General features: G+C 67.7%; 9 protein-coding genes. 6 read left to right on the forward strand and 3 right to left on the reverse strand.

Annotated elements, in window-relative coordinates; translation table 11 throughout:
- Positions 1-176: 176 nt before the first annotated feature.
- Together VYJ16_RS20125 and VYJ16_RS20130 are read left to right on the forward strand one after the other, a co-directional pair.
- A complete protein-coding gene (locus tag VYJ16_RS20125; protein WP_336352110.1) occupies positions 177-1,046 on the forward strand; it encodes a DUF7547 family protein in 870 nt (289 codons plus the stop codon).
- Positions 1,043-1,849 carry an NAD(P)H-hydrate epimerase gene (locus VYJ16_RS20130; protein ID WP_336352111.1) on the forward strand — a complete coding sequence of 269 codons (807 nt, stop codon included), beginning with the start codon at positions 1,043-1,045 and terminating at the stop codon, positions 1,847-1,849. The genes VYJ16_RS20125 and VYJ16_RS20130 overlap by 4 nt, the downstream gene beginning before the upstream one ends.
- A 100-nt stretch (positions 1,850-1,949) precedes the next feature.
- On the opposite strand, the gene VYJ16_RS20135 is transcribed toward VYJ16_RS20130, so the two are convergent.
- Both VYJ16_RS20135 and VYJ16_RS20140 read right to left on the reverse strand, forming a co-directional pair.
- Positions 1,950-2,447: a PhlB family protein gene (locus VYJ16_RS20135; protein ID WP_336352112.1), complete on the reverse strand. Its 498-nt coding sequence runs from the start codon at positions 2,445-2,447 to the stop codon at positions 1,950-1,952.
- Positions 2,444-3,607 carry a thiolase family protein gene (locus VYJ16_RS20140; protein WP_336352113.1) on the reverse strand — a complete coding sequence of 388 codons (1,164 nt, stop codon included), beginning with the start codon at positions 3,605-3,607 and terminating at the stop codon, positions 2,444-2,446. Before VYJ16_RS20140 ends, VYJ16_RS20135 begins: the two co-directional genes overlap by 4 nt.
- 1,063 nt (positions 3,608-4,670) lie before the next feature.
- Here VYJ16_RS20140 and VYJ16_RS20145 point away from each other — a divergent pair.
- Complete coding sequence (locus VYJ16_RS20145; protein WP_336352114.1) at positions 4,671-5,897, forward strand: orc1/cdc6 family replication initiation protein; 1,227 nt, start codon at positions 4,671-4,673, stop codon at positions 5,895-5,897.
- Between the two features lie 226 nt (positions 5,898-6,123).
- Here VYJ16_RS20145 and fabG read toward each other — a convergent pair whose 3' ends face one another.
- Positions 6,124-6,867 (reverse strand): 3-oxoacyl-[acyl-carrier-protein] reductase, encoded by a 744-nt coding sequence (gene fabG / locus VYJ16_RS20150; RefSeq protein ID WP_336352115.1) that lies wholly within the window; start codon positions 6,865-6,867, stop codon positions 6,124-6,126.
- Positions 6,868-7,168: 301 nt separating this feature from the next.
- Here fabG and VYJ16_RS20155 point away from each other — a divergent pair, with 301 nt between their 5' ends.
- The 3 genes from VYJ16_RS20155 (at position 7,169) to VYJ16_RS20165 (ending at position 12,348) form a co-directional block, all read left to right on the forward strand.
- Positions 7,169-9,037 carry a hypothetical protein gene (locus VYJ16_RS20155; RefSeq protein ID WP_336352116.1) on the forward strand — a complete coding sequence of 623 codons (1,869 nt, stop codon included), beginning with the start codon at positions 7,169-7,171 and terminating at the stop codon, positions 9,035-9,037.
- A 243-nt stretch (positions 9,038-9,280) separates the two neighbouring features.
- Entirely contained in the window at positions 9,281-10,861 is a 1,581-nt protein-coding gene (locus tag VYJ16_RS20160; protein WP_336352117.1) for a cell division protein FtsZ, read from the forward strand.
- Between the two features lie 11 nt (positions 10,862-10,872).
- The gene (locus VYJ16_RS20165) at positions 10,873-12,348 is read left to right on the forward strand and encodes a hypothetical protein (protein WP_336352118.1); all 1,476 of its coding nucleotides are present in this window, start codon (positions 10,873-10,875) and stop codon (positions 12,346-12,348) included.
- Positions 12,349-12,410: the final 62 nt, after the last annotated feature.

The raw sequence follows: 12,410 nt of genomic DNA on the forward strand, positions 1-12,410 counted from the left end.
CTACGGATACAGCATACAATAAACATTGTGGCGGAGGCCGTGCAAGATTAAAGCGCGGGGGAGTCGAACCGTCAGCATCCACAGTGCCCGCTGCCCGTCCGGCGAGCGGCTCATCGCCGCCAGGCGACGCGGTGGGGCGGGCCAGACTTTTGTCCGCCTGGCGAGAAGGTTCGGGCATGACCGACCGCCGGGACGACGACGTCGACTTCGCGGCCAGCGCGGAGGAGCTGTCGACGGTCCTCCAGGAACTCCGGGACGAACTGCGACGCGACCCGCCACGCGGCCCGCTCGGACTACCGCGCCCGCCGTCGCCGAGCGAGGTCGTGCGGTTCGCCGACGAGGTCGCGATACCGGGCACCATCGCGATCCTCGAGGTGAACATCAAGCTCCTGGAGACCGTCCAGCGTGCGATTCGCGTCGTCGACACCGGGAATCGTGCACGGGAGCGAGCCACCGGTGCGCGCGACCGGGCGTCGGGGTCCGCCGAGCGGCTCGCCGACGTCAGCGACCGGACGCTCGAACGCCTCGAAGGGTCGCTCGCGGACCTCCAGACCGCGCTCGACGCCGGCGCGCTCCCCGACGACGGTGCGGCCGGCGAACTCCTAGCTGAGGCTCGCGCGCTCCGGGACGACGTCCAGTCGCGACTCCGGGAGGCGCGCGAGCGCGACCACACGCTCGACGAGTTCGAGGAGCGCGCGAACCGCGCCGACGACGCGCGGCGCGCGGACGCCGCCCGCGACGACGACCCGGCTGGCCGGAGCGGGACCGGTGGCGCGCAGGACGCCGATTCCGTCGACGATGGCGTGAAGGTCGACGTCGACGCCGAGATAGAGACGCTCAAGGACCGATACGGGAAGCGCGACGAGTCTGACGCAGGCGGTGACGCCGAGCCCGCGGACGCGAACGCGGGCGACGACGGAGCCGATGGAGGTAGCGACGACGCGACGGGTGCAGGTGGCGACGACGGAGCCGATGGGGGTGGCGACGACGCGACGGGTGCAGGTGGCGACGACGCTGACGGTGGACGGGGCGACGCGGACGCATGACCGCGGACCGGTCAGGGGCCGTGGACCGTCGCGGCGGGACGTCGGACGCGCCCCGTCCCGTGTTCGAGACGACTCGCGGCGTTCGCGTGCCATCCATCACCGCCGCCGAGATGCGAGCGGTCGACCGGGCAGCCGTCGACGACGTCGGCCTCCCGCTGTTGTCGATGATGGAGAACGCCGGCCGGAACCTCGCGAAGGCGAGCCGCGCGGTCGTCGGTGGACTCCCCCAGGACGCAGCTGTTCTCGCCGGCGGCGGCGGAAACGGCGGCGGCGGGCTCGCCGCCGCCAGACACCTGGCGAACCACGGCACCGACGTCACCGTCGTCCTCGACCGCGACCGCGACGCACTCGAGGGCGCACCGGCCAGCCAAGCGGCCGCGCTCGACGCGACCAGCGCGACGCTCGTCCACGGCGACGGCGCCGTCCACGACGCGGTCGACGTCGTCCTCGACGTCGACCTCGCTATCGACGCACTCGTCGGGTACGGACTCACTGACGAACTCGACGGCACCGCCGCCGACCTCGCGCAGGTCGTCGACCAGGGGTCGAAACGCTCGCTCTCGCTCGACGTCCCCAGCGGCTTCGACGCCACCACCGGCGACGCACCAGGGCGCGCCGTCCACCCGGACGCTACGCTCACGCTCGCACTCCCGAAGACGGGACTCGATGGCGTCCCCGGCGATCTTCTCCTCGGCGACATCGGCATCCCCGACGGCGTCTACGAGCGCGCGGACGTCCCCGCGCCGGACCCGTCGGTCTTCGGCGGACAGTACGTCGTCGCACTCGCGGTCGTCGACGCATAACGCACTCGCGGCCGTCGACGAATAACGCACTCGCGGCCGTCGACGAATAACGCACTCGCGGCCGTCGACGAATAGCCGAAACCGGTGGTCTGTGCCGTCGCTACGACTCCACGGGCTCGAACCGGTAGCCGTCCCAGGACTGACTGTCCGGTTCGCGGATTCCAGCGCCGGGTTCGCGGAGCTCCTCGACGTACGTCGGCTCGACGACGTCACCGGACTCGACGTCGCCCGTCGTGAGTTGCGCGAGCGTCCGCACCGGCCCCTGCACGGTCCCCGCCGTGAAGTCGTGAGACGCCTCCAGCGCCGCGTCGAGGTCGAACTCGACGATGGCGAGGTGATTCGGTTCGCGGACGCCCGGTGGCGTCGCCGTACTCGTCGTCCACGTCACCACCTCCGCGCGCGTCTCCGAGAGGTCCAGTTCCGCGTCCTGCGACTCGCCGCACTCCGGGCATCGCTGATGGCCCGGGAACGTCGCGTGCCCGTTCGTGCAGACGTACGCGGTCAGGTCGTCGCCCGAGAGGTGGCCCTCGCGGACGCGCGGTTCGTCGTGCACGCTCTCGCTGCCGTTGCCGTCGTCCGTGTGGTCGTGGTCGCTCATGCTGCTGCCTCCAGGATGGTGGTGATGACGCAGTTCCCGAACCCGCCGACGTTACACGCGAGCGCGACGTCCGCGTCGACCTGTCGCGGCCCGGCCTCCCCGACGATCTGCTCGTATATCTCGACGCCCTGTGCGACGCCACTCGCGCCGAGCGGGTGGCCCTTCGACTTCAAGCCGCCAGAGGTGTTGATAGGGAGGTCGCCGTCCATCGTCGTCTCGCCGGCTTCGACGCGCTCCCACGCCTTGCCGTGCTCGGCGAATCCGAGCCCCTCCATCTGGAGGAACTCGAGGATGGTGAACATGTCGTGGAGCTCCGCCACGTCGACGTCGTCGGGTTCCAGGCCCGCCATGTCGAACGCGCGCTCGCCGCTCTCGACGACGCCACCCATCACCGTCGGGTCGTCGCGCTCGTGCACGACGTGCGTGTCGGTCGCGCCGGCGACGCCCGAGATGACCGCGTAGTCGTCGGCGCTGTCGACGTACGACTCGGCGTCGTCCGCGGGGACGAGCATGAGCGCCGCGGAGCCGTCCGTGATGGGACAGAAGTCGTAGAGTCGAAGCGGGTCCGCGACGATGGGCGACTCCATGACGGTATCGAGGTCCACCTCCTTCTGGAACTGCGCGTGCGGGTTCCGCGTGCCGTTCTCGTGGTTCTTCACGGCGACCTTCGCGAGGCTCTCGCGGGGCGCGTCGAACCGCTCCAGGTAGTGTCGCGCGGTCAGGCCGGCGAAACTCGGGAGGGTGACGCCGTGCTTGTACTCCGCGGGATGCGTGAGCGACGCGATGACGTCCGTCGATTCCGCGGTGGTCTTGTGCGTCATCTTCTCGCCGCCGACGAGGAGCGTCGCGTCGCTCGCGCCGCTGGCGATGGACTGCCAGGCGGCGTAGATGCCGGCGCCGCCCGAGCTCGAGGTCTGGTCGACGCGCTGGGTGTACGCCCCGAGCGCGCCGAGGTCGTGTGCGAGCGCGTTCGGGACGCCCGTCATCCCCTCGAACTCGCCGCTCGCCATGTTCGAGACGTAGAGGTGGTCGAGCGCGGACGGTTCGACGCCGGCGTCGTCGAGGCAGGCGTCGCCCGCCTCGGCGAGTAACTCTCGGATCCACGCGTCGCGCTGCCCGAACTGGGTCATGGACGCGCCGATTATCGCGACATCTCGCATACGAGAGCCGTCGCCCGGATGCGCCTTATACCTCCGTGTTGGTGACAAGCACGTTCGAGTCGAAACCCGGGGATGGGGCAGCTTGGCCGGGAATGGAACGGCTCGTATGGGGATGGGGTCGTGAGGCAGGGTGTCGTTCCTGACCCACCGTGATTGCGAGTGAAACGGTGGTGTGTTCGTGAAGGTTGTCCACCCGGGAACCGCTGCACCCACCACTGGTGCAAGTGAACGACGGTGATGGTTCCGACCGCGAGCAGGTGTCAGGTGGGGTTGTGGTGGGGAGAGAGACACCACTGTTGCGAGTGAAGCGGGGGGTTGGTGTGGGTGGGGGTGTGGAGTGTGGGTGGGTGGGGTATGGAGTGTGGGTGGGCGGGAGTGGAGTGAACGGACCGCGGTTGCGTCAACGAGGGGAGGTCTTCACCTGCAACGGTGGTGGGGGTAGGCGTCGAATGTGGCTGTCCTGAATCTTGAGGCAGCCGTTCTGTAAATCCAGGGCGTGTCACGAACCGATATCACGGTGGCAACCTATCACCGCTTCACACGAAACAACGGTGTGCTCGCACGTGACCCCTAGCCCAACCCACGCTTCACACGAAACAGTGGTGTCTCTCACCCCCCAAACCACTCGCCTCTCCATCATCCCCGGACGACTCACCACCGTCAGCCCATCCACACCGTCTCGTCAGCACCTCCACACGCACCCCTCTCCACCCGCTCCACTCTCCACCCGCTCCACTCTCCACCAGCTTCATTCCCTGCACGCTCCACCGCACGTAGACTGACCAGCAATCTCCCTAGTCTCGTACCCTACCTAGTCTAGCTAGACAGACTAGACTAGAAAGAAGAGAAAAGAAAAGAAAGGAAGCGGGTGGGGATGGACGAGGGAAAGAGGCCGTCTGTCTGGCGAGGAAGTGACCGCGTTCGCTGGCACTGCAATCCGTGACGACGTGCTGCCCTCGCCACCGCCGTCCGATTCGACACCCAGACTCGGGGCGTTCACTCGAAACACTCGAATCACGTGAAAAGGCGGTCGTTAAATAGGGTGAGTGCTACGGTCGAACGCATGCGTCGTTTCGAGCGCAAGCGGACGATATTCGCAAACAAGGACGCGCTCAGAGAGAGCTATCAGCCGGACCGCATCCAGGAGCGCGACGAGGAGATCGACGCGTACATGGACGCGCTCCAGCCGGTCATCGACGGCTGGGAGCCCAACAACATCTTCCTCTACGGGAACACCGGCGTCGGGAAGACCGCGGTCACCGAGTACCTCCTCGAACGCCTCCGCGAGGACGCGCGGGGATACGACGACATCGACCTCTCCGTCCTCACCCTGAACTGTAAGCCGCTCTCGTCCTCGTACCAGGTCGCCGTCGAACTCGTGAACGAACTCCGGCCGGACGGCGGCGAGATATCGACGACGGGCTACCCCCAGCAGACCGTGTTCAACAAGCTCTACGAGGAGATCGACGCGGTCGGCGGCACCGTCCTCCTCGTCCTCGACGAGATCGATTCCATCGGGGAGAAGGACGAACTCCTCTACGAGTTGCCGCGCGCTCGGTCGAAGGGCGACCTGGAGAACGCGAAGGTCGGTATCATCGGCATCTCGAACGACTTCAAGTTCCGCGACCAACTCGACCCGCGCGTGCAGGACACGCTCTGCGAGCGCGAACTCCAGTTCCCGCCGTACAACGCCCAGGAGCTCTCGAACATCCTCTCGTCGCGCGCGGAGATCGCGCTCCGCGAGGACGTGTACGACGACGCGGTCGTCCGGCTCTGTGCGGCGCTCGCGGCGAAGGACCGTGGGAGCGCGCGGCAGGCGCTCGACCTCCTGCTGCTCGCCGGCGAGCAAGCGCAGAACAACGGCGACGACTTCCTCGAGGAACGCCACGTGGAGCAAGCCCAGCACGAACTGGAGCGCGAGCGCGTCGAGGAAGGGATTCGACAACTCACGCAGCACGGCCACCTCGCGCTCCTCTCGGTCGTGTCGCTGGCACGCGCCGGGCGTACCCCGGAGCGTTCGCGGAACATCTACGACCGCTATCTGGACGTCTGCGACGCGATGGGCATCGATAGTCTCGCGCAGCGCTCGGTGCACAACCACCTCTCGGACCTCCGGATGCTCGGTATCCTCACCGCGCGCGAGAACCGCTCTGGGAGCCGCGGGAACTTCTACAGCTACGAGCTCGACGTCCCCCTCGAATCCGCGCGGCGCGCGCTCGAGGACGAACTCGGCATCGAGGACGGTCTCGAACGCACCACGCAGGCCGCGCTCGGCGACCACGGCGAGTGACGCCAGCGCCCCCGCAGCGCCGCACACACCACCGTTGCACGTGAACGCCGAGATTCTCGCGACCGCCCGTATCGACTCCACGCCGTCACTGGACCGAGAGCGATTCAACGCGGGACTGGTGTGAGAACGGGCGTGATTCGAACGGGACTGGTGTGAGAACGGGCGTGATTCGAACGGGACTGGTGTGAGAACGCGCTCCCCAGGGAACGAGACGGCTAGGGACCGTCTAGAGGTCCATGCCGCCGTTGACGTCGATGACCTCACCGGTGATGTAGCTCGAATCCTCGCTCGCGAGGAACCGGACGGTACTCGCGATGTCGTCGATCTCCGCGAACCGCTCCAGGGGAATCTGGGCGACGATGCGTTCCTGGACCTCCTCGGGGACCTCCGCGAGCATGTCGGTGCGCGTGAATCCGGGCGCGACGCAGTTCGCCGTCGACCCGCCCGACGCGAGCTCGATGGCGATGGTGCGCGTGAACCCGAACATCCCGGCCTTCGCGGCGGCGTAGTTCGCCTGTCCGAAGTTCCCCTGCTTCCCGACGATACTGGAGATGTTGATGAGGCGACCCTCGTCGGCGTTCCAGATGTCGTCGTAGAACGTCTGCGTGCAGTTGAACATCCCGCCGAGATTCACGTCCATCACCTGATCCCACTCCTCGCGCGTCATGTTCACGAACCGCGTGTCCTGCGTGATGCCGGCGTTGTTCACGAGGACGTCGACCTGCCCGAACTCGTCGTGCGCGAGCTCGCGCATCGCCTCGACCTCGTCGCGGTCGCAGACGTCCGCTTTCGCGGTGATGGCTTCACCGCCTTTCTCGTGGATGCTCTCGACGGTCTCCCGCGCGGCCTCGTCGCTCGACCGATAGTTCACGACGACGTTCGCCCCTCGTGCTCCGAGGTGTTCGGCGATGCCGCGTCCGATGCCACGCCCTGAACCTGTGATGACACAGGTGCGTCCTTCCATAGACATGCGTTGAGATGCGAGTCGCCGATGGCGACTCGACGGTGTCTGGACAATCGCCCAACTGCATCTTAATGGTTCGGCCGACACCAGAACGTGTCGACGTTCGGGTGGTCGTCGTCGAGTACGACCGTCACGAGACGACCCGAATGTCGTCGAGAGATGATTCGAGGTCGCCGAGCGTCGAATCCGGGTCGCGGCTGGATGATTCGGGGTGCCTGCGGAGCGGTGGTCTCGTGGCGCGGTGGAGGTCTCGGTTGGTCGGGCGGCGGCGGTAAACGTTTTCTTGCCAGCCTGATGAGGGGTGGATATGAACGTGAGAGAGCTATTGCCGTTCGTCGGGTGGGGGGTCGCTGGCGTGCCCGTCGTCGGGACGTTCCTTCAGGCGGTGTTCGCGCTCGCGGGCGTACAGGGGCGGTCGGTGCCCGTCGTCGGTGGTGTCGTCGAAGCGATCATCTCGATGCCGGTGTTCCGGGCGGCCGCGGTACAGTTCAAGTCGAGTACCACGCTCGTCCTCGCGCTGTTCGCGCTCATCGCGTTGGCGTGGGTCGGCCAGGGGGTCGCGATGGGTGCGTGGCGGAACCGGGACGCGACGTTCGCGTTCGCTGGCCTGGTGTCGGTCCTGTTCCTCGTGTTGTTCTTCGGGGTGTACGCACCGTTGTTCTCGGCTGACGTCGGCGGTGTCGGGCTGGCTCTGTTCGTGGCGACGCCGTTCGTCGCGAGCGTCGGGGCGCTCGGTGGGGCGTACACGCGTGATTGGGACGCGGACCTGGAAGTGGAGACGGCGACGGCGCTGTCGAGCGCCGAGGAGTCGCTGGCGTCGAAACGGGCGGCGTTCGACGATGCGGTCGACCGGCGGCTCGACGACGAGTCCATGGAGACGCTCGCGGAGTACGCGCCGAACGCGGTCGCGGACGCACGGTCGTCCATCAAGGAAGAACGGGAGTGGTACGCGGACGTGGATGCGGAACTGGAGTCGATCAGGTCGGGGAGCGCGGCCGCGTCGGTGCGTCGGGAGCGCGCGATAGAGGTCCGCGAGCGCGTCGAGGCTCGAGACCCGGGTGCGGCGGTGGAACGCATCGAGTCGCGGCTAGCGGAGGCGGTGCTCGACGTCGTCGAGCGTGGGGACGTCGCCATCTCGGTGCGGTCGCGGTACGGGACGGAGTACGACCTCGTGAACCTCCCGACGACGTTCCGCGAGTTCGAGCTGTCGCCGGACGGTCGGTCGACGCACGTCGGTGACGTCGACCACGCGCTCCGGTCGATGCTCGACGGAGAGGGCGACGACGTGGCGACGGTGGTGTCGGCGCTGGAGCGCGTGGAGGTGCACCGCGAGCGCATCCAGCGGCACGTCGAGGATGCGGAGGCGTCGTTCCACGAGACGCTGACGGCGGCGGAGACCGACGTGGAGCGCGCTCGCGAGGAACTGGAGCGGTTGGAGGGCGCGGTTCGCGCTCGCGTGGAGGAACTGGCTATTGACGGGCAGGACGACGCGGTCGAGAGCGTGCACGCGGTGGAGCGCCAGCTTCGGACGGCTCGCGAGGACCTGCACGCGTGCCAGTTCGATGCCGCGCAAGAGCAAGTGACGGCGGCGCGGGAGACGGCGGCCGGCTTGTTGACGTCGGTGCAGTTCTTCGGGAGCGTCGAGGGGGCGCTCGGGCATGGACAGGAGCGGTTGTCGCTTCCGCCGGAGGTGTCGCGGGCGATGGCGACGGCGCTGAAGCCGGCGTTCGAGCGCGAGTACGAGGTCGAGTACTCGGTGCGTGATGGCGCGGTCGTTCTGGAGTCGCGGGAGGGCGTCGACGCGACGGCGACGACCGCGTCGACTCCGGCGTCGACGCGGTCGGAGCCGGAGCGCCAGAAGCCGTCACGGACGAAGCACGTCGAAATGGAGTCGGTGGTCGACGAGGTGCTCTTGTTGCTCGACGAACTGAAGGACGCGGTCGACGGCGGTGACCGGACGGTTCACGTGAACACGGACGGGTTGCCGTCGTTCGTCGCGACGCCGGACTCGGTCGCGGCTCTGGAGCAGTTCGCGACCCGACAGGGCGACCTCGTCGAGTCCGTCGACGTGCCGTCGACGCTGCCGGGTATCGTCGACGTGCGGTTCGCCGAGGGAACAACCGGTGCTGCGGCGCTGGAGTCGCTCCAGGAGCGGTTCAAGCGCGAGTACACGTAGTCGCGCGCTGTGCGAGTCCACACTGGGCTGCGCGCTTCGCGAACCCACGTCGGCTGCGCGCTATGCGAGTCCACACTGGGCTGCGTGCTTCGCGAACCCACGTTGGCTGCGCGCTATGCGAGTCCACACTGGGTTGCGCGCTGTGCGAGTCCGCGAAGGTTGGGAGGCCAGTAACTTCATACCGCCGCCGGTACGGTTTCTACGTACTCAGAACCCTCCATGACGGGAACATGTAAGATATGCGTGACGTCGCGTGACGGGTGGGAGCGGGACTCGCTCGAAGCGCACATCGCGCACGAGCACCGAGACGAACCGAAGTCCGTCGAGCAGGTGTACCCGGACCTCTACGACCCGATATTCGTCGAGGAGCGGTACTGGTCGGACGAGGCGGAAGACGAGCCCGAGGAGCCGTCGACGGACGGGTCGCCGGACCGGTCGAGTGCGACGGGCAGCGAGGACCTGTCGGGGTCGGCAGTCGGGAAGAAGTGGTTCATGCTCGGCGTCGGTGGTGCGGGGAATCACATCGTGGACGCAGTGCTGTTGCGACGGAACACGCTCTCGGAGGAGAACGAGGACCGCGTCCACATCTGGGACGCAGGCCTCGCGGACGCGAGCATCCTGAACACGAACGTCGCGGAGATAGAGGAGACGTACTACGCGCAGGTCGAGAAGGCGTACAACCGGCACGACATCGTCGCGAACTGCATCATCGGCCAGGGCGCGCACAACTACGCGGGTGCGGGGCATCGCTGGGATCACGGCCGGGATTTCGCGCTCGCGGACTTCGAGGACGAGGGGAATCCGTTCAACGAGCGCTGGGATAGCAGTCCGGTCGACCTCCGTGACTCGCAGGCGATCATGTTCATCCATAGCGTCACGAAGGGCACGGGCTGTGGGTCGACGCCCGTCGTCGCGGACATGCTCCGCGAGCGCGTGCTGGACAACGACAAGGTCGTCGGGAAGCCGATGTTCTCGTCGGTCGTCATCCCGAGCGAGTACGCGTCGCAGTCCGGGCGTGCGAAGGTCAACGGCGTCCTGGGGATGGCGCGGATGGCGAAGAGCGTCGACGCCATCATCCCCTTCGACAACCGGAAGCTCCGGGATGCGACCCAGGACATCCAGCCGCGCATCCACGACATCGAGCGGTACAATCCGCCCGAGTACACGGACCTGAACAAGCCGTTGGTGTCGTTCCTGGAGGCGTTCACGATGTCGTCGATACCGCAGGTCCTGAATCAGGACGTCGACCTCGCGATCCGCGGGGAGGTGTTCGACCCGGCGGACAGCTTCCGGCCGGTGCAGGACAAGTATCCGTTCGACCCCGAGCGAGAGGTCGACCCCGCGGTCGTCCTCGCGCCGGTGCTCGGGAAGATTCACGCGTCGTCGTTCGACCGGTCGAAGGTCCAGATGCTCGCGCGGAAGGCGTTGTTCCAGAACAAGCTCGCGGACTTCGACCCGACGACGGCGTGGGGTGGGACGTTCCTCGTGTACGGCCCCGAGGAGAAGATGAAGTCGCTCGCGCCGCTGCTCGACGACGGCGTCCTCCGGGAGGTCCTCGGCGGCCCGGACTTCCTCGACCGGGAGTCGACGTCGGGGGTGGAGACGGTGGACATCAACACGCACCGGCTCGTGACGCCGTACCTCGACGACGTCTACCTCTGGGGGACGCTGTGGAACCCGGAGATGCAGTCGCTCTCGGAGATGTACGACCACGCGCTGACGATGAAGCAGGACGGCAACACTCGGCTGGCCGCGGGCATCCGCGACGAGTGGGAGCACGTTGAGGCGCTGTTCGACTGTCTCGGCCGGGAGCAGATGCCTTGAGGTGACCGTGTATGTTGTCTCCGATATTCGACGGCGTGGTACTGCAGTCGACGGGCGGTGGCATGGGGAGTGTCGTCGTCGGCGTCGTGGCGTTGGTCGTGGGCGTGGCGCTGGGGGCGGTCGGGTATCGGTTCGTCGGTGACGACGGCCCGGACCCGGCGGTGCGTCGGGTGGCGGACGCGCTGTCGGTGCAGCCCGACGGGCGCGCGGTCCACGACCGCGTGACGGAGTTGACGAGTGCGACCGACGACCTGCTTCGGGCGGCTGCCGACCAGGGCGTGGTGGAGACGTCGCAGGGACGGACGGAGGCGTTGGAGGGGTTGGCGTCCGCCGTCGCACGCGGTCGCGTGGACCTCGTTGAGAGCGACGGTCGGGGTCGGTCGACTGGCGGCGCAACTGGTGGGTCGACTGGCAGTGCAACTGGTGGGTCGACTGGCGGTGGAGACGACGCGGTGGCGTCCGCGGCGGTGGCGTCGGTGCAGGCGGGTCGGTCACCGCGGTCGCCGACTGCGCGGACGTTGCTCGACGCGCTCGGTGATGGACGCGTCGACGAGCGATTGGCGCGCGACGCCGTCGAGGACGCGGTCGACGAACTGGAGGCGTCTCACGGCGTGCTGCAGGCGGTGGAGCGGACGGGCGACGTGACGGTCCAAGCGGAGGTGGAGGCGTTCGCGCAGCGACTCCGCGACGTGGACGGGTCGCTCGCACGGGCGCTCGAACCGATCGCGACGGACGTCGCGTCGATGGCGGCCGAGAGCGAACGGTCCCGTGCAGGCAGTGGTCCGGCGGGTCAGGGGTCGGACGAGGGAACCGTCGCGGACGCGGTGGCGGCCGTGGAGCGACGGACGAGCCCGCAGAGTGCGGCGGCCTCGGGGCTCGTCGACGCGCTCCGCGACCCCGACGCGACTCCGCAGGGTCGGATGGAGGGCGCTCTCACGACCGCTGTCGGCGCGCTCGACGAGCACGCGCGAACGAGAGACGCGTTCGAGGACGTCGACGCGGACGAGGTCGTCGCGGTCTCGAACGAGGTGAAGCGAGACCTCGACCCGGACCAACGCGTGGAGGCGGCGCTCCTGGAGCGCGTCGCCGAACTCGTCGACGGCGCGGAACGGACCGACGAGCGCGCCGAGTGGTACGGCGCGTTCCGGGAACTCGAGTTCTACCGGGACACGCTCGTTCCGACGCTCGAATCGACCCGCGGGGAATCGATGACGGACGGTTCGCCGAGCGATCTGGTAGCGTCGGTCGCCGACCGCATCGACGAGGTGGAGGCGTACTACGAGCGTCGGGACGACCACAATCACACGATTCCGCGGCACTTCGTGTCGCTCGCACGAGACCTCCACGAGGACGGCCGGAGTTACGCGAGCACGGACCCCGAACGCGCCCGCGGTCTCCTGCTGGCGGCGGACGAACTCCTCGATCACGTCGAGGACCTCTACGAACGCAACCAGTACTCCATCATGTTGCGACGACTCCGCGGGTGACCGGCGACGTAACTATCTGGAAGTACGATTGAACAGTTCGGTCTGCCAGAAATACTAAATCA

The sequence above is a fragment of the Halorubellus litoreus genome (genome assembly GCF_037081675.1).
GTDB classification, from domain to species: domain Archaea; phylum Halobacteriota; class Halobacteria; order Halobacteriales; family Natrialbaceae; genus Halorubellus; species Halorubellus litoreus.